General features: G+C 58.0%; 18 protein-coding genes. 7 read left to right on the forward strand and 11 right to left on the reverse strand.

Translation table 11 applies throughout. The annotated features are described in order from the left end of the window. The first annotated feature begins 40 nt into the window (after positions 1-40). Positions 41-1,072, forward strand: coding sequence for an HNH endonuclease signature motif containing protein (locus CPPEL_RS01360; protein WP_123959436.1), 1,032 nt, complete (start codon positions 41-43; stop codon positions 1,070-1,072). Here CPPEL_RS01360 and CPPEL_RS01365 read toward each other — a convergent pair. From CPPEL_RS01365 to CPPEL_RS01375, 3 genes are read right to left on the reverse strand one after another with little or no spacing between them, the layout of a single operon-like run. Continuing rightward, positions 1,069-3,288: a serine/threonine protein kinase gene (locus CPPEL_RS01365; protein WP_123959438.1), complete on the reverse strand. Its 2,220-nt coding sequence runs from the start codon at positions 3,286-3,288 to the stop codon at positions 1,069-1,071. The two genes, CPPEL_RS01360 and CPPEL_RS01365, sit on opposite strands and share 4 nt — an antisense overlap. Then, on the reverse strand, positions 3,285-4,241 hold the full coding sequence (locus CPPEL_RS01370) for a glutamate ABC transporter substrate-binding protein (protein WP_123959439.1): 957 nt from the start codon (positions 4,239-4,241) through the stop codon (positions 3,285-3,287). Before CPPEL_RS01370 ends, CPPEL_RS01365 begins: the two co-directional genes overlap by 4 nt. Further along, the gene (locus CPPEL_RS01375) at positions 4,241-5,671 is read right to left on the reverse strand and encodes an MCP four helix bundle domain-containing protein (RefSeq protein ID WP_123959441.1); all 1,431 of its coding nucleotides are present in this window, start codon (positions 5,669-5,671) and stop codon (positions 4,241-4,243) included. Before CPPEL_RS01375 ends, CPPEL_RS01370 begins: the two co-directional genes overlap by 1 nt. Before the next feature lie 60 nt (positions 5,672-5,731). Between CPPEL_RS01375 and CPPEL_RS01380 the strand changes: the two genes are divergently transcribed. Then, positions 5,732-6,235, forward strand: a complete 504-nt coding sequence (locus tag CPPEL_RS01380; protein WP_123959443.1) for an NUDIX domain-containing protein — start codon at positions 5,732-5,734, stop codon at positions 6,233-6,235. 22 nt (positions 6,236-6,257) lie between these two features. On the opposite strand, the gene CPPEL_RS01385 is transcribed toward CPPEL_RS01380, so the two are convergent. Then, complete coding sequence (locus tag CPPEL_RS01385; protein ID WP_123959444.1) at positions 6,258-7,205, reverse strand: Na/Pi symporter; 948 nt, start codon at positions 7,203-7,205, stop codon at positions 6,258-6,260. Positions 7,206-7,265: 60 nt separating this feature from the next. Between CPPEL_RS01385 and CPPEL_RS01390 the strand changes: the two genes are divergently transcribed. Then, the gene (locus CPPEL_RS01390; RefSeq protein ID WP_245990471.1) at positions 7,266-8,471 is read left to right on the forward strand and encodes a multidrug effflux MFS transporter; all 1,206 of its coding nucleotides are present in this window, start codon (positions 7,266-7,268) and stop codon (positions 8,469-8,471) included. Here CPPEL_RS01390 and CPPEL_RS01395 read toward each other — a convergent pair. From CPPEL_RS01395 to CPPEL_RS01420, 6 genes are read right to left on the reverse strand one after another with little or no spacing between them, the layout of a single operon-like run. Then, a complete protein-coding gene (locus CPPEL_RS01395) occupies positions 8,419-9,417 on the reverse strand; it encodes a PrsW family intramembrane metalloprotease (RefSeq protein ID WP_123959446.1) in 999 nt (332 codons plus the stop codon). The two genes, CPPEL_RS01390 and CPPEL_RS01395, sit on opposite strands and share 53 nt — an antisense overlap. Then, positions 9,417-9,965: a hypothetical protein gene (locus CPPEL_RS01400; protein ID WP_123959448.1), complete on the reverse strand. Its 549-nt coding sequence runs from the start codon at positions 9,963-9,965 to the stop codon at positions 9,417-9,419. Before CPPEL_RS01400 ends, CPPEL_RS01395 begins: the two co-directional genes overlap by 1 nt. Before the next feature lie 16 nt (positions 9,966-9,981). Beyond that, entirely contained in the window at positions 9,982-11,478 is a 1,497-nt protein-coding gene (cls, locus tag CPPEL_RS01405; protein ID WP_123959450.1) for a cardiolipin synthase, read from the reverse strand. Continuing rightward, the gene (locus CPPEL_RS01410; RefSeq protein WP_123959452.1) at positions 11,475-12,251 is read right to left on the reverse strand and encodes an exodeoxyribonuclease III; all 777 of its coding nucleotides are present in this window, start codon (positions 12,249-12,251) and stop codon (positions 11,475-11,477) included. Before CPPEL_RS01410 ends, cls begins: the two co-directional genes overlap by 4 nt. Before the next feature lie 10 nt (positions 12,252-12,261). Next, a complete protein-coding gene (locus CPPEL_RS01415) occupies positions 12,262-13,212 on the reverse strand; it encodes an N-acetylglutamate synthase, CG3035 family (protein WP_123959454.1) in 951 nt (316 codons plus the stop codon). Beyond that, positions 13,212-13,793, reverse strand: coding sequence for a peptide deformylase (locus tag CPPEL_RS01420; RefSeq protein ID WP_123959456.1), 582 nt, complete (start codon positions 13,791-13,793; stop codon positions 13,212-13,214). The genes CPPEL_RS01415 and CPPEL_RS01420 overlap by 1 nt, the downstream gene beginning before the upstream one ends. On the opposite strand from CPPEL_RS01420, the gene CPPEL_RS01425 reads away from it, so the two are divergent. The 4 genes from CPPEL_RS01425 to CPPEL_RS01440 are packed head-to-tail and all read left to right on the forward strand — an operon-like array spanning position 13,792 to position 17,003. Next, positions 13,792-14,058, forward strand: coding sequence for a DUF3263 domain-containing protein (locus CPPEL_RS01425; protein WP_123959458.1), 267 nt, complete (start codon positions 13,792-13,794; stop codon positions 14,056-14,058). The genes CPPEL_RS01420 and CPPEL_RS01425 overlap by 2 nt on opposite strands. Beyond that, on the forward strand, positions 14,051-14,608 hold the full coding sequence (locus tag CPPEL_RS01430; protein ID WP_123959460.1) for a LytR C-terminal domain-containing protein: 558 nt from the start codon (positions 14,051-14,053) through the stop codon (positions 14,606-14,608). Before CPPEL_RS01425 ends, CPPEL_RS01430 begins: the two co-directional genes overlap by 8 nt. A gap of 51 nt (positions 14,609-14,659) precedes the next feature. Beyond that, on the forward strand, positions 14,660-15,787 hold the full coding sequence (locus CPPEL_RS01435) for a glutamate--cysteine ligase (protein ID WP_123959462.1): 1,128 nt from the start codon (positions 14,660-14,662) through the stop codon (positions 15,785-15,787). Beyond that, positions 15,774-17,003 carry a glycosyltransferase 87 family protein gene (locus CPPEL_RS01440; RefSeq protein ID WP_123959464.1) on the forward strand — a complete coding sequence of 410 codons (1,230 nt, stop codon included), beginning with the start codon at positions 15,774-15,776 and terminating at the stop codon, positions 17,001-17,003. Before CPPEL_RS01435 ends, CPPEL_RS01440 begins: the two co-directional genes overlap by 14 nt. Here CPPEL_RS01440 and CPPEL_RS01445 read toward each other — a convergent pair. Then, positions 16,980-17,456, reverse strand: a complete 477-nt coding sequence (locus CPPEL_RS01445; RefSeq protein ID WP_123959466.1) for an acetyl-CoA acetyltransferase — start codon at positions 17,454-17,456, stop codon at positions 16,980-16,982. The two genes, CPPEL_RS01440 and CPPEL_RS01445, sit on opposite strands and share 24 nt — an antisense overlap. Positions 17,457-17,554 lie beyond the last annotated feature (98 nt).

The following is a 17,554-nucleotide window of genomic DNA, read 5'->3' on the forward strand; positions in this document are numbered from 1 at the left end:
CTTAAGGTTGTGTTAGAACGTATGAACGACAAGGGGGTGGATGATGCAAGAAGAGGCAAACTACAAGATTTGCGATTTCGACGATGAGCTCGCCCAACAAGGCGCGTTTATCCGCCGCTATGAATACCTCATGTGGGAACAAGCCACACCAGAGGTTGCCGGCACCAACTGGGAATGGGAAGCCCGCGATGTTGGGGCAAGCCTAGGCATGAGCGATCAGGCTGTGTTAAACCGCTTCTTAGCGGTGTACACACTTCAACACATGCCCAAACTCATGGCAGTGTTCCGGCGCTATTGGCATTTGGATATGCGTAGAATCCTTGCCATTAGCTCGGCGCTAAATTTCGTAGAAGATGCCGAGTCCTATGACGAAGCACTGGCAGATTTCCTCACCCCCAGGGTAGAAAACGAAGACATTCCTTCTCCAAGGAAAATCCGTGCCTTTATTGCCGGTTTAGTCGAGGTGCCCACCCCGGTCGAGGAAGAAGAAGACCAAATCTGGACCCGATCCAATGGTGATGGTCGCGTCGCTATCGGAGTAATCACCAGCTCCGGCACCGCGGAACTCATACGCCAAACCCTCAGAGAAAAATCTGCATCGAGCGAACAGCCCCTAGGCGAGATCTTCTTAGCGCTCATCGGCGGCAAGGTCACCATCAATATCTATGAAAACACTGCTGGGCAGCTCTGCCGCGCCAGCGGGGCGCGCTTTAGCCACGTTGAGGCGACCTGGTTGCGCGAGCATGCAGCTAGGCGCCTTCTCCAGCGCGACGAGGCCACCAACGCCTATCGCTTTAGCCCAAAGATGCGCGCCTATATTGCCGGCCGCGATGGGCACTGCCGCTACCCAGGGTGCCAGGTGCCCGAGTACGCCTGCGATATTGACCATGTGGTGGAATTCGACCGAGGCGGCAAAACCACACCCGCAAATGCCCAGATGCTCTGCCGGCGCCACCACAACCTCAAAACCTCCAAGCAAGTGCACTGCTCCATCGACGAACACGCCGCAGTGACCTGGGAACTAGGCAAACACAGCGTCACCACCTTGCCGGGCGGGCCGATACCTCCCTAGAACCACGTCATCGGGCGGACCTTATTGGCCATATCGGCTAAGGCATAGCGATGGTGGGCATTCGGGGCACTTCGAGCCAGGGTGCGCAAAGACTCATACAAACCAACCTGCAAACCACGCTGGGTAAAGGGGTAACCAAGCAAATCGCTGGCGGCTGCGGCTGCGTCGAGTTGATGCTCACGCAGCCAATTGAGCCCTGCGTTGAGCACGGCAACCTTGATCTGCAAGAAGCGAGCCTCATTATTAGGAATCGCCTCGATCCTTCGTGCCGCCCTGCGGATACGAGACTCAGTGAGCTCACCACTGATCAAGTGCAGAATCGCGGTCAACTCCGCCATGCGATAGTGCGTAGAGGCAGGAGAAACGGAATCGAGCGTGGCCACAGCCATATCCACCTGCTGCTCGGCCATCAACTGGCGTGCCAAACCAAAAGCAGAAGACACAGTGGTGGGATTGGTCTTCCACACCAAGGCATAAAGATAGATCGCCTTAAAGCGCAAAATCTCCGGCTTGCTCGCCAGATGCCTCCACGTGCCACCCACCTCGGCAATTGCTTCGCCCTCAAGGTTCGCGGCAGCAAGCGCCACCGAAGAGTCCAGCAACTTGGTGTTATTTTTGCCCCTATCCTGCAACAGCAGTTCCGATACCGCGGCGCGTGCAAGTTTGGGGGCGGGCTCGCCCGGCAAGACGTTATATACCTCGTTAAAGGCGTGTTGGGCGCCGGCGTAGTCGTCGAGAAGCAAATGGGTGATGCCCGAATACCAAATATGGCGCCAATCGGTATCCATGGTGGAGTCGAGCTTTTCTAGCCAGGAGCGTGCCTCGCGGATAAAACCAAGGTCAAGCAGGGAACGCACCACGGCCAGCGGAATTTCCTTAGAGGTAGCAAACTCCTCCTGATTCATCGCCTGGCGCATCGTTTCCAAAGCCTCCGAGGGCTCCGAATAGGACGAGCCGCTAATCAAACTCGCACCGGGATCACTGCGATCAAGCAGCGGCACCGGCAAGGCCGCATTGATCTCTTCGCTGGTGATCTTGACGCTGCGCTCAATGCCGTCGATAAGCTGGTCCGTGCGGTAGACCAAGTGCTTGGTGCCAAAGGTGGAACGCTGCGGAGAGTAGAGCGAATGTTGCGCCGGGAACTGCTCATCGCGATGCACGGCCAGGAACTCGCGAAGCACCCCATAGAGCTGGGTTTCCAGCGTGCGCACATCCTGGAAACGCTCCTTTGGGTCAGGATCAGTGGCGCGCCTTAGAAGCCTATACAGCGACATATTGTGCGCAAAGAGAGGCTCATCATCCGGGGTCGGAAGATCTTGCATTACCCCATCTTCTTTTGGCATGTGCACCACCATCGAGGCCAACGTGCGGCCGATGGTGAAGATGTCGCTAGCTACCGACGGTCCCTCCGTGGCCACCTCCGGCGCCTGAAAACCCTTCGTGCCGTAGATATACCCAAAGGCACCAATGCCAGAAACCGCACCCAAGTCGATCAGCATTACCTGATCCTCGGTGAGAATAATATTGTCTGGTTTGAGGTCGTTATAGAGCACACCGCGGGAATGCAGATACTCCAAGGCCGGCAAGATTTCCAGGATGTAGCCAATGGCAACATCGAGGGAAAATACCCCGTTTTCCTGGTTTTGTTGCTGGGAGCTCAAAGAAGGCCCTGGCACATACTCCATGACGATCAGCCCGCCCACGCGCGGATCGTCGACAAAGTTATAGGCCTTCACAATTTCCGGGTGGCTAATACTTGCCAGGAATTCCCTCTCGGCCTCCGCGGCGCCGATCTGCTGCGCCTCGGCCTGGGCGCGAATGCCCTTGAGCACCACCATGCGCCCGGAAACATTGCGATCATTCGCCAGGTAGATATAGCCCATGCCACCGTGGCCGATCACACCGGCGATCTCATACTGCCCGGCCACCACATCGCCGGCGCTGAGCTGCGGGGCTGGCTCGCCCGGCTCCTTGAGCGCATCTTCGAGCGGAATCAGCGGAATAAAAGGCAAGGTGACCATGCCATTCGCCACCGTGCGATCGGAGTGGCTTTCCTTGCTCTGGCTGCGGAAAGTAGAAAGCGCCTGCTCTCGGGCACGAATGCCTACCTGCGCGCGATAATCTTCAGGCTGTAGCTCGGCGACGATGCCGGTGAGATCATCTTCATCATCCGCAAAGGGGTCGAAGGGGACAGCCTCGGTATGTGGCTCTGTCATGGCTGCTCCTTTCGATAATTCAGCGCGGGTGGCTCCTGCGCTGGAAGATAGGCCCCGAACCACTCTTCATACATCTTCTCCCAAGTGCCATCGCGGTAAATGCGCTCCAAGGTGGCATTTACCTGACGGATAAGCCCCTCGGTGTTATGGCGCGCACCAGGTTTAGCAAAGGCAACGCCGTAGCTTTCTTGCGCAAGAGGATCGCCCACAATATGCGTCAAGGGATCTTGGGCCACCATGCCAGACAAAATGGTGTTATCCGAGACAATGGCATCGGCCTGGTTTTGCTGCAAGGCAAGCAAACAATCAGCGCTGGATCGCACAATGAGCAAAGTGGAATCGGGAGCGGCTTTGGCAATGCGCTGCACACCAGTAGCCCCCTCGGCGGCGCACACGGTGCCTTGGCCAATCTCTTCGGCCTGCTCGATGCCGGAATTGCGCTCGCTTAGCAGTTGGGTATCGCCGGTGAGGTAGGGGGTAGAAAAGAAGACCTGGTCTTGGCGGTCTCGGGTAATAGAGACTGAGCGAATCACGCAGTCTACGTCTTGATCTTCAAGCGATTGAATCCACGAGGCTGAATCCACAAAACGGAACTCGACCTTATTGGGATCGCCAAAAATATCGCGGGCAATTTCCTTGGCTAAAGAGATTTCAAAGCCGCTGAGTTCGCCGGTAGCCGGGTCGCGGAAACTTAAAAGGTTTTGGGATTGATCCACGCCCACAACCAAGCGCCCGCGTTGCTTAATCTCTGGAATGTCTTGCTCATTCGGCCGCAGCGAACCCAGAAGATTCGAGGTAATTAACTCGTGGGTGCGGATCTCGGAGGCGGGGATTTCCACCGCGCCTTCCGGTAGCGGCAGGGCAGCCGGGGGAGTGGGTGCTTCTTCCAAGGGCGCTTCTGGGGCAGCGCAGGCCGCTAGGGCACAAAGCAGCAGTGGCAACATGCGGCGCATTAGAGGTACTCCTGAAGTCGGGGGCGAATACCAACCCACACGGCGATGATGGCAAGGCCAGTCATGATGAGCACACCAAGGCTCAGCAGCGAAGATGCGACGATGCCGCGCTCGATAAAGGAGCGGGTGGCGCTTCGCGTATCGCTGATGATGGAGGCAAGCGCTTGATCGAGCTGTTCAAAACTTTGGTCGCGTTCATTCGTGGCGTTCCATGCGGAATCGAAGTCGCCGGTGCTGATTGCCTCGGCAATGCGCGCATGCTCCCTTGACCACTGCACGGTGGCCTCGCGGGCCTGATCAATCGAGGCCTCATTGTCTTTTGCCAGAGGGGAATAGGAAAAATCCTCCAGGGCACTATCGACGTGCCTCAATGCAGCATCGAAGCTTTGTTCCGAGTTTTGTAGCGATTGCCTGCGAACCAATGCGAGCGTTTCCGAAGACAGGGCCTGTTGGGCTTTAATGCGGGCGTCGGTAAGCGCCTCCATGGGGGCAATGGCCTGTTCATGCCCGCGAACCCCCGCTTGCCAGGTGACGATGCTAGCCGCAGCCGACCAAGTAGTGACAACGCCGAGCAACACCGTGGCGGCCAGAAATCCGGCATTGAGCCTTCGGCGCGTGGTGCGCGCAAGCCATAATTGGGCCAGTACCAGCGCCAAAAGGGTAAGGCCGAGGCCCGCTAAGGGAATCAAAAGCGGGCGGGAGGCATGGTGCTGTTCCTCGGTCACCGTTTCGCCGGTGAGCGTGTACAACTCTGAGGCAGCAGGCAGGATCTGCTCACGCATCAAGGTAGAAGCCTCAGACATATAGGCCACCGCCACGGGATTGCCCTGGCGCGCATTGGCGCGGGCCGTTTCTACCAAACCCGCATATACCGGCAGTTTTTGGGAGATGGTGCCCACCAATTCCATGGGGCGGCCTTCGCTATCGTTCATGCCGCCGGCGGTGGAAGCCACGGCCGCTGCTGCATCTTGAAGCGCCTGGTTATACTGCTGCCTTCTGCCATCGGAGCTTTCCGCCGAATTCACAAAATTGACGGTGGCCAAGGTGTTTGCCAGGGATAAATCCGAGTACAGGGTGTGCGCAAGGTAGCTCACCGGCTCGGTGTTATTGACCAAAGTGTCGAGCTCGGCACGGCGTTGGGCTGCGGTTTGGGCCATGGTCACACCAGCAACCACCATCGCCACCGTCAATAGCACCACAACGGACGTCATTTTGCCGGGAGTGGTGGTGAGGTAGCGCCAAAGCTTCTGAGCCCAGGCCTTTGGGTATTTGACCGAGTCGTACCAAAGCTGCTGCCAGCGGTTACGGCGCTGGCGACGGTGTGCACTGATGCGATCGAGCCAATGATCCTCGGTATCTTGATCCACCGCGGCGACAGGGCTGAAGGACGTCGCAGGAAGCTTCGTGCGAAGCGTCGAGTGATCCTCCATCCGAAAACCTCCGTGATGTGACAATTGTGCTAACTAATTTAGCAGCTACCATGGGGTGCTATGGCTGGCGAAGGCAATGGATGGGCAGCAGGACCAGAAGGCATGCGTATGTGGGGTCGCTATGGTGCCGCCGGGCTTTTCCTCATCCACCAAGACGATCCCGAATTCCGTGTGCTCATGCAGCACAGGGCCGCGTGGACCAGCCAAGGAAATACCTGGGCGCTTCCAGGCGGTGCCCGCGATGTGTGGGAAACCCCAGAAGAAGCAGCCGGGCGTGAAGCCTTCGAGGAAACAGGCATCCACCCAACCCAATATGCAGTGCTGGGCTCGAAAATTACCGCAGGCCCTTTTCCCGCCGATCCTCTTCGCCCGGATCTAGCAGGCGATTGGAGCTACACCACGGTCCTTGGCCTGGCGCCAGAGGCGCTGAAGGTGGCAGCCAATGAGGAATCCTTTGAGCTGCGTTGGGTGCCAGCAGGTGAGGTCGCATCATTGGCCTTGCTGCCCGCCTTTGCGCAGGCCTGGCCGGATTTACGCGCCTGGGCTACCAAGATGCTGGGCTAGCCCACACCTAGGCAGTCAAGACCTAGGCAGCCAAGACCTTAGCCACGCGCACCAAGAGGCTTCGGATCGGTGGAATCAGCAGCACCAACAGCGTGCCCATCACATTAAAGAGCAGATGCACCAAGGCCACCACGAGCGCGATTTCTCTGAGCGGGCCTTCAAGCGCCAGTGCTGCTAATACGGCGGTGAAGGTGGTGCCAATATTGGCGCCTAGGACGATAGGCAAGCTTCGCCTGGCATCGAGGGCTCCCGACGCCGCCACCCCAGAAGTACACGCGATGGTGGCGGCTGAAAGCTGCAAGAACATCGTGCTGAGCACACCTAGGGCCACGCCGGTGGTATCGCCAACGTGCAGCGTATGTCCGGTTCCGCGCAACAGCCGAGCGGCGATGGCGCGCACAGCAAACATCGCCGCTACCAGCGCAATGAGGCTTAAGGCCATGGCGAAGGGGTTGGCGCTGGTGCCGATGGAAAGCTCTAGAACTGCGTGCGGGGTTTCGGGCTGAGCAATCCAGCTTGCCAGGTGATAGAGCGGATGAAAGAGCAGCTCGATGGGCAGCAGCGTTGCCGCGCCGGCGAGATTAAACAGGGCATGCTGCCAAGCCACGGCGCGAGCAGCGGAAGAACGAAGCACCAGGCTGAGCAGCAAAGGCGTGAGCACTGTGCCGATATTGGCGCCAAAGATCGCGGCGATCGCCACCTGGGTGGGCAGTTGCGAAGTAGCCACCAGGTTCACAATGAGTACTGAGGCCAGGGAGGATGATTGCAGCACGATCGTCACCACAATGCCGAGGAGCAGGGCAAAGACCATGCTTTGGGGCCGCGCGAGCAGCTCGCGGCTGGTATCGCTAAAGAGGGTGCCGAGGCTTTGGCTTAACACCCCGAGGCAAAACGCCATGGCGCATAGGCAAGCAAGCAGCGCGCCGAAGAGTGCCGCCTGCCCCAAGCGTGTGAGCGATATTTCATCCATGCCGCTTCATATTCTTACATGCCCTAAGGAGTAGCGTGGAACACTCCCCATTATTGAAAGGTGGCGTTGTTGCGCGAATCAAGGATTAGCACCGGCCTTCTTGCAGGCCTTGCCCTGCTCATGGCCTCGGGACCATTTGCAATCGACATGTATCTGCCCACATTGCCGGCATTGGCAAGGGATCTGCGTACCCCCGAAAGTTCCGTGCAGCTCACGCTCACGGCTTTCATGGTGGGCATGGCCGTAGGCCAGCTCGTGGTGGGCACCATCTCTGATGCCTTGGGCCGAAGGCGCCTTTTGCTTGTGGGCGCGGTATTAAGCCTCATTTCTTGCATCGTCTGTGCTGTGACCCCGGCTATTGGTGTGCTGGTTGCCGCGCGCCTCTTGCACGGTATTGGTTCTGGTGCCTGCGTGGTGTTGGCACGCGCCATCGTGCCTGATCTTGCCCGCGGGGCAGAAGCCGCGAAGGCGTTTACCTTGATGATGGTGATTCAATCCGTCGCCCCCGTGGCAGCGCCGGTCCTTGGTGGCATTCTGGCTTCGCCTATTGGGTGGCGCGGCATCTTTTGGGTGCTGGTGGCCTTTTCTGCTTTGCAGGTGTTGGTGGTGTGGCGCGGTATTCCTGAGACTCGTCACGAGCGCGCCCCGCTTCGCATCCGCCCGGTGCTAGCGAATTTCCGCACGGTGCTGGCCAATCGCCGCTTTGTGCAGATGCTTCTGGCTTTTTCTTTCGGCTTCGGCTCCATCTTCAGCTACATCTCCGCCTCTTCCTTCGTGATCCAAGACGTGATGGGCTTTAGCGTGCACATCTACACCCTCTGCTTTGCGGGCAATGCTTTGGGGCTGATGCTCACCGGTTTGCTGAATAACCGTTTGATTGATCGCTTCCGCCAAACCACTTTGCTGCGCGCTGGCCTGGGCGTGTTGTTGCTGGCCAATATCGCCTTGGTGGCGATCACCCTGTTGGGCATGGCTCCGGCCTTGTATTTCCCCGCCCTGTTTTTCTGCGTGGCACCCATCCCGATGGTGATGGGCAATGCTTTTTCTATGGGCACGGATGCGGTGCGTGAATATGCAGGAGCCGCCTCCTCCCTCATGGGTTTTGTGCAATTCCTCGTTGCGGGAATCGCCACCATGTTGGTGGGAATCGGCGGCAATATGGCGTTGGCGATGGCCTTGAGCATGGTGCTGATGAGCGCCATCGCGTTCCTGGCTAGTGCGCGAGTGCCTGAAGCTGATCCAGGTATTGCTTCCTCTCGCGCTTAACCTGCTTCTTATCGCTTCCCTTGAGAGCTTTTCGACGCTGCCTGCGTGGTGCAATCGCGGCCGCCACGGCAGGTGCTGGTTGGGTGAGGTGGGTGCTTGCCTGCTCAAGGTAGCTGCGTTCTTCTTTGAAGGCATAACGAGCCACGAAGGAGAAGATGACTAAGAAGATGATGATCTTGATGGCCATGAGCACAATGCCTAAGTCTTCGCCTAGAGGCGCATTCCAGATAAAGTGCAGGCCCCAACCCAACAGGAAGAAGCCGATAAAGGCGCCGATGCGAGCCGGCAGCGAGCGCTGCTTGATGCTTCGGCCCAAGGCGATGGCAACGCCCACGCCAATGATGCCCGTGTATAGCCAGTGCGAAGCAATGCCTACCAGGCTACGCAGGATGGTCACACCGAGTGCGCCTTGCAAGTTGCTATTGGCATCGGCGGTGGCCAGGTTGGCGGCGTAGGAGACGTTTTCAAAGATCTGGAATCCCAGGCCAACGAAGGCACCGGCAAGTAGGCCGTGCATGGGGCGGCGCATCGTGTTTGAGGCAATGAGCATGACCAGGAACACGCCGAGCATCTTCGACCATTCTTCGCTGGTTGGCCCTGCTGCTGCAGCGCCCCAGGCAGCGCCTACGCCTTGGGGCAAGAGGTCTGCGGTGATCCTGACAATGTGCTCATTGGCGTGGATGGCAAGCCAGGTGGGGACCGTGGCGCCGAAGATCATGGCCAATAGCAGCACCCAGGGTCTGCGGCTGCGGTAGGGATCGCTGAGCAAAATGATGCCCACAAAAATTGCGAGTGTGAGGGCGAACAGCGGGGCGATGGTCCACAGCGATTCGCTTGCGGCTTGGAAGGATTGGGCAACGGCGATGCTTACCCCGGCGGTGCCGAGGGCGACGGAGACAACGAATACCCACCAGGTCCAGGCTTGTGGTCTGAAAAATTCGTGCATTATGCCTCCTTTTGAATGCTGATGGAATCGATCAGCGGCTCGATATCGGGGGCGTTGTCTGGGTCGGCAGCAAGGTTATATACCAGCACCATCTCGCCATCTTTTTCCACAAAGCCGCACTCGCCGCCGTGCTGATCAGCAGCGCGGAACACAATGCAGCTTCGGCCCTTGAGGCCTTGGGCCGTCTCAATCGGCTCGCCGTCATAGGCAAGAGCCACACCGGCACGGTCAAGCTCGGCTGCTTTTCTGCGCGCCGAATTATCAAAGTCCTTGACGTTGCTGACCACCTCGACGTCGATGGTGGAGCCGTCACTGTGAACCATGGTGATATCACTTGCCGCGGTTTGGTGCTCAACGCGCCAGCCCTTCGGTGGGGTGAATTTCACGGTGGCTGTGGGTGATTCCACTTCGAGGGTGGAGGAAGGATCTTCGGTGGCCGTGGGGACTGCTTCGTTGATCAGTGCGGGCACAGACCAGGTGGCAGCGAGGCCAAGAGTAATCAGCAGAGCAGGAAAAAACTGCTGTGTTGGAAACGTTTTCTTTCTCACTTGAAAAGATGCTGCACTACTGAAGTGCGGAGGTCAAGCGCATAATATTGTCGACATATCGACGAACGATGCCGCGCTGATTCCATTCATCGAGAGTGAGCACCGTTGAGCTTTGCTTATATTCTTCGGTGAGTTGCGTGAGCTGATCAATCAAGTTGCCGCGGGCCATGAGCAAGGTCACTTCATAGTTGAGGCCAAAGCTTCGCATATCCATATTGGAAGAACCCATCGCACCCACGGCGCCACCGCCGGCTTCGCGCTCAGGATCGGCCAGCACATACTTCGAATGCAGCACCGTCGGCGCAGCGTAGCGATAGATTTTCACCCCAGCCTCCAGCAGCGCTTGATAGTAGCTGGACTGGGCGTGGCTGACCATAAATTGATCGCCCTTTTCGCTTACATACAGCTCAACTTCCACGCCCCGGTAGCAGGCGCTGGTCACGGCCTCCATCATCGACTCATCGGGAATGAAGTAAGGCGAGCACATCACCAAACGCTCCTTGGCGTGGTGGATGATGGAGTTGAATAAGCGCAAATTCGGCTCGGTGGTATAACCAGGGCCAGAAGGCACAAGCTGCAGCACATTCACATCGGACTTATTGTGCTCGGGCAGTTGGGGGTTTGGTGGGCGCTCGGCGGAATCGAGCAGCTCCTCGGATTCCAAGTACCAGTCCACGGCAAAGACCACGTCCATGGCAGAAACCACCGGGCCAGACAGCTCCACCATCACATCTTTCCAATGCCTGCCTGCCTCAATATTGCCCTTGAGCAGGTAGGAGGAATCGATCATGTTCTGCGAGCCCATGAAGCCCAATTTGCCGTCGATAATGAGCATCTTGCGGTGGTTGCGCAGGTCTGGTCGGCGGAAACGCCAGCGCCAAGGCTGCAAGGGGAGCATGAGATACCACTCCACGCCAATGGCGCTGAGCCTTTTGCCCAATTTGCGGTACCCGGGGTATTTCCACGAACCCACCTGATCAAAGAGCAGGCGCACCTTCACCCCGCGCTGCACGGCACGTTCGAGGGCTCTAAAGAACACATCGGTGGTATCGTCCCAGGCCACAATGTAGATCTCTACGTGCACATAGTGTTGAGCCTCATCCACGGCATGGGCCATGCGCATGATCGAGGCCTCGTATTCCGGCAAGAGGCCGTGATTGATACCGGTGACGGCGGGCAGGCCGGTAAGGGTGCGGTTGAGTCGAATCATCGATTCGAGTTCATCGTTGATCTTGGCGTGTGGCGGGAAATCCGGGATGGAATCCTGCTTCTCGTGGATCTCCGCCAAGGCCTCTAACTGCACCTTGTGGCGACGCCGATTGATATAGGGGCTGCCCATCAGCAAAAACAGCGGCAAGCCCACGAAGGGCAAGAGCAAAATGGCAAGCAGCCACGCGGTAGAAGAACTAGGCCTGCGTCCTTCCGGCACAAAACCAATGGCGATGATCTTGATGGAGTAATCGATGATCAAGCCGATGGTTTGCCAATTGGCAATATCGATATGCCAGTTCATCGCTTGACCTCATAATCAACCACCACCGGTGCGTGATCGGATGCGCCTTTGCCGCTTCGCTCTTCGACGTCGATAAAGGCATGCTTGGGCACCAGTTGGGTGCTGGCAAGCTGGAAGTCGATCAACATGCCCTCATTCTTGCCAAAGCGCCCAGCCTTATAGTCCCAGTAGCTATAGCCCTCCAGGGGGCTAGTCACGCGCAGGCCAGTATCGAGCAGATGCTCAAAGGCCTGGCGCTCAGGTTCGGTGACGTGGGTCAGGCCATCAAAGGCGCGGATATCCCAAACATCTTGATCGCGCGGCGCAATATTGAAATCGCCAAGCAGCACCGTGGGGGTGCCTAATTCCTGGGCAATATATTCTCCCAGGTGATACAGCCAGCGCAGCTTGTAATCGTAGTGAGGATCGGCAATGGCGCGGCCATTGGGCACATATAGGCTCCACACCCTCACCCCGCCGCAAAGCGCGCCGATGGCGCGGGCCTCAAGGTTTTGGGGTGCCAGTGGATCTTTGGCAAAGCCGGGCTGGTTGGGAAAATGCGTATGCACATCCTCGATCCCCACCCGAGAAAGAATGGCCACGCCATTCCACTGGTTGAGGCCAAAATGGGCCACTTCATAGCCAAGGGCTTCAAAGCGTTCGCGCGGAAACTGCTCATCTTTGCATTTGGTTTCTTGCACGGCAAGAACATCCACATCCTGGCGGCGCAGGAAATCCACCATGCGGTCTGCTCTCGTGCGAGCAGAATTGACGTTCCAATTGGCTATGCGCATAGCCAATACTTTAGGACAATGTGGCGTAACGGTGTCGGTGGTGTTCTTCGAAGCCCAATTTTCTATACAAGCGAATGCCCGCCTCATTCGAAGCGATCACCTGCAAATAGGCTTGGGTGGCGCCATGAGCTTGACCCCAGGCCAACATTTGTTGCCCCAGTGCGGTGCCGAGGCCGCGGCGTCGAAAAGCTTGCTTTACCTCCACCGCCGAATACCCCAGGTAGTGATCACTAATGGTGCCTCGGGTAATCGCCACTGTTTCTCCCTGGTGCACCAACCTGCCAAACCCCATCTGGCCATCGATGCGGGTGCGCAACAATTCAAGCGCATGGGCGGGAAGCGGCTTGCCGCGGAAGTGATACATCTGCAACCACTCGGCATCCGGCTGATCATCAATCCTGAACTCAAAACCCTCAAGTGCCACCGGCCTAATGGCATCAAGCTGGCGCAGCATCACCACAATCTCCGGGCCAAGCTCATGGTCTTGCACCAAGGCCTCCGCCGGCTTAGCAATGCGCTCGGGGATCAAGATGCGGGCGGGAAGCTGATGGCGTGCATAAAAGGCACGAATCTCATCCACCGGCACCGGCTCAAACATCGCCGAGGGGCCAAGGGGCGCTGCAGAATTGGAGCGCTCAGTAATGCCATCACCTGCACGAAGCAACCACTGGCCACACCAGGTGTGTTCAATGCCCGGAAAAGCCTTGGCGGTGGCTAGCTCAATGGCGCGGATATCGCGGTTTCGCACCGTGCGCGGGCTTAGCCGCTTAATAATCAGTGCATCCTCGCTGGGAATCCACACCTCCGGCAGGCTCGAGACAAAGCCGCCCACTTTTTGCGGGCGAATAGCAATGCCGCTTTCATCGATGTGCTGCACATGGCCGATGACGTCATTGTGGCTCCTGCGAACCACCACCCGGTCGCCGGGGGCAACCTCATCGGAGCGGAAAATGCGCGACACTACTCGTCCCAGCCGAAGGGATCGGGATCAATGCCGGGAGTCCAGGTCTGCCCAGCCTCGGTCCAACCATTGCGCTTGATGGTCTTTTTAGCCTTGCGGGCATTGCGGCCAATCAGCACATCGGTGTACACATAGCCGTCGAGGTGGCCAACCTCGTGCTGGAAACAGCGCGCCAAAAAGCCCGTGCCCTCTACCTCAATGGGGTTGCCATCCTGATCCAGGCCGCTGACCTTGGCCCACTGCGCGCGGCCGGTGGGGAAACTTTCGCCAGGAAGCGAGAGGCAGCCCTCATCATCGCTGCCATCAGTTTCAGGCATGGTCTCTGGGATCTCGGAAGTTTCGAGCGTGGGGTTAATAATGCAGCCGCGATGCAGGTGGCCTTCATCATCGGGGCAGTTATATACAAACAGGCGCTTGTTTACGCCAATTTGATTCGCGGCCAGACCAACGCCGTGGGCTGCCTCCATCGTCTCAAACATATCGGCGATGAGCTGGGATAACTCACTTGCTGGCTCGCTTACAGGCTCGGTGGGGTTATGTAGCACCGGGTCGCCGCAGATCACGATTGCTCGAACAGTCATGCCCTACAGTGTAGGCATGAGTGATGCCGAACTAATTCAACACCAGCTAGCACTGTTGGAGTTTGAAGCGCAGGCACCTCGAAGCGCAGGTGCCAAAGAAGATGCCATCGTGGCAACCTTCGGTATCTCGCCGATCCGTTATTATCAACAGCTCAACGTGGCTATTGACCAGCCCGCTGTGATGCAGCGCTTTCCCAGCCTCAGTGCGCGGCTTCGCAGAATTCGAGATACAAGAGCAAACGCTAGGATGAACAAGCGTGACTGAGCAATCTGAATACCAAGGTGGCGCCCACCGCCTCGAAGACGCCGAACCCACGCAACGCTCCCTCCCTTTGCGTGGCCTCGCCATGATTCTGATCGCCGTGGCAGTGCTACTCGTGGCTTGGGGCATCTATGCCGCCAACTCCGAAGAAGACACCGTGGCAGAAGTCGAGCCCACCCAGGTGGAACAAACCCAAGAGCCAACGCAGACGCAGCAGCAGAGCGAAGAAGCCGAGCAGCCGCAGCAATCGCCGGAACCCACCGAGCAGGCGCAGCCGGTGAAGCAGGTAACGGTGCTGAATAACTCCACCGTGCAGGGCATGGCTGCCGACGTGGCCAATACCTTGGCCGCAGAGGGCTGGCAAAAAGGCGAGGTGGGTAACTTCTCCGATGCCGTCTTGCCCCAAAACACCGTGTACTTTAACCCCCAGAATCCCGGTGCTGAGCAGTCAGCTCGAGAGCTCGCCGACCGCGTCGGTGGCGTAGCTCAAGCGGGCGGGCCTGCCAGTGATCCCAATGCCCTCGTGTTGGTGTTGGCCAAGAATATTCCCTAAACATTTGCACCTTTAGAGTTTGAGCACGCACCACTAGGAAAGGGGCTACTCATGGCCCAGGCCTTTCATGCCTCTCCGGAACCAACCCTCGGGGTGGAATGGGAACTTGCCATCGCAGACCCACACACCCGCGACCTCATCCCCGCCGCCAAGGAGTTAATCGAGCGCGCCAGCGCCATTGACCCCGAGGTGCAGTTCGAGCATGAGTTCCTGGCCAATACCGTGGAGATCGTCACCCCGGTGTGCAAGAACACCGCCGAGGCCATTGCCGCCTTGCGCCGTGGCTTGCAGGCCCTGCTTGAGGCCGCCGACGAGCAGGAAGTGGCCTTGTGGAGTTCTGGTTCTCACCCCTTTGCTAAATCCGCAGAGCAAAAAGTGGGGGAGAAGGGGCACTACAACGAGATTATCGAGCGCACGCAGTTCTGGGGCACCCAAATGCTGATTTGGGGCCTGCATGTGCATGTGGGCATTAGCGATAAAGATCGCGTTTGGCCGATCATCAATGCGCTCATGACGTACTATCCCCACCTTTTGGCGCTTAGTGCATCTTCTCCCGGTTGGGAAGGCTTAGATACCGGCTATGCCTCCAATCGCACCATGCTCTACCAGCAACTGCCCACCGCCGGCATGCCCTATCAATTCCAAAGCTGGGGCGAGTGGGAAGACTTCATGGTGGATCAGGATCGCTCCGGGGTGATCAGCCACACCGGCTCCATGCACTTTGATATCCGCCCGGCGGGCAAATGGGGCACCATTGAGGTTCGCGTATCCGATGCCGCTCCAAAATTAGAAGAGATGGCAGCCCTGGTCGCCCTGACCCACTGCCTGGTGGTGTACCTGGATCAGGCTTTAGCTCGCGGCGAAGAGGTCACGGTGCTCCAGCCTTGGCATGTGGCTGAAAATAAGTGGCGTGCGGCTCGCTACGGCCTCGATGCCATTGTGGTGACTTCCCGCGATACCGATGAGCACCTGGTAAGCGATGAGCTGCGCGAGCTGGTAAGCACTTTGCTGCCCACGGCCAAGCGCCTTGGCTGCGAGGAAGAATTGCTGCTGGTTAATACCATCGTGGATCAGGGCGCGCCCTATCAGCGCCAGCGTGCGCTGTATCAGCAAAGTGGATCTTGGCAGGCCGTGGTAGATCAGTCCATTGCGGAAGTGCGCGCCAGTGCTCAAGGATAAAGGCCCACTACTTTCTGCGCCTTTGCTGCTGGTGCTGAGCACTTTGGTGGCCTTTAAGGTGCTGGTTCGCGAATCCTATATCCCGGCGGAAAAGCAGATTAATAAGTGGATGCCGGTGGATCTGGAGGTCTATACCTTAGGTGGCAAGGCCGTAGCCGAGCATCAGCCGCTCTATGCGGGGCCTTTTGTGAAGGATCTGCCCTTTACCTACCCGCCTTTTGCAGGTCTGGTGTTCTCGCCTTTTTATCGGCTAGATCCGCAACTGCTCACCATTGCTTGGCAGACGCTGAATTTCTTTGCGCTTTTTGCAGTGGTGCTCATGGTGTTTTCTCGCAGGCGCGAATGTACTCCGCTGCTATTTATTGCCTCCTTGAGCTTTGCCACCGCCATGTTTGCCTCGGAGCCGATCCGCGCAAACTTCTACTATGGGCAAATTAATCTGCTGCTCATGGCGCTGATCGCCCTCGACTTTTTGCCCCGCGAGCACCGCTGGGCAGGTATCGGTGTGGGCCTTGCGGCCGGTTTGAAGCTCACCCCTGCGCTGTTTTTGCTGCTTTTTGTACTCCAGCGCCGTTGGCGAGCTTTGGGCGTAGCGCTTGCTACCTTCGCCGCCACCGTGGTGCTCGGTTTGATCTTTGTGCGCGATGCGAGCCGTTTTTGGACTCACGCCATCAGTGATTCTTCCCGTGTAGGCGAGCACACCAACCCTGGGGCTCAATCGCTGCAATCGGTGCTCATCCGCGTCTTCGATGCCCATAGCCCCTGGCTGTGGCTGGCTTTGAGTCTGCTGGTGCTGGCGCTTAGCGCGCTCGCATCCTATTGGGCGATCCGCCATGATCACATGGCTTTTGCACTGGCACTTTGCGGTTTTGCCGCTTGTCTGATTTCGCCATTTGCCTGGTACCACCACTGGGTTTGGGTGGCCCCGGCTGCAGCGGGATTCATCTTGCTTGTCGACGAACTCGCCTATCGCTTTCATGGCTGGCGCCGTTGGGTGGTGTCCCAGGCGCTGCTTTTTTGCTCCATCGTGCTGCTCTGCCTCTGGCTTCTGCCCACCGTGAATAAGGCATTGGCTCCGGATCTGGCCCAAAGGATACGAGGGGAGGCCTTCATGCACGAGCCTTTGAATCTGCTCTTTGTGTGCGTTGGCCTCATCGCCATCGCAGGCTACGCGGCCTTTGGTTGGCTGGGGCTAGCTGCGCGATCCATAAAGTAATTCCCCGGCGGTGCTCAAGGCGGCGGCAATAGATTGCTCGGGGCTGCCGCCAAAGCCCATGGCCCAGCGGGTGTGGATGTCGTTGCCTGCCAGGATGAAGGTGACGGTGGATTCGAAGATCTGGCATTGGTGGAAGCGCAGCATCTCAATGCGGCGGCCTCGATCGGCCAGCAATTGGGTGCAAGCCATGGCAGCTCCGCTGCTGCGGATGCAGTGGCTTTCTTCCTGCAAGCCCTGCTCGGTGTTGTTGAGCAAGGTGATGTGGAAATTTTTTAAGGTGCCGGGCAGCGTTTCAACTTCCGTGATGCGGATGCGCAGATCGGCGATGGGGGCGAAGGTATCCGAGAAAGTAGCCCAGGAAATACCTTGTGCTTGTTCTCGCAGGCCGGTGGGCAGTTCTTTGCCAAAACGAGCGGCAAATGGATCTTGGGTGCGAGTTTGGGTGAACATCATTTTCTTTGGTCCAATCAGTTGTGGTGGATAACTGTGGACTGACTCTGTTGCCTTGGTGTTTAACGGCCACTCCCCTCGAAGCGGGGAGTCGGTCCTAA

It is taken from the genome of Corynebacterium pseudopelargi, assembly GCF_003814005.1.
In the GTDB taxonomy this organism is placed as follows: Bacteria; Actinomycetota; Actinomycetes; order Mycobacteriales; family Mycobacteriaceae; genus Corynebacterium; species Corynebacterium pseudopelargi.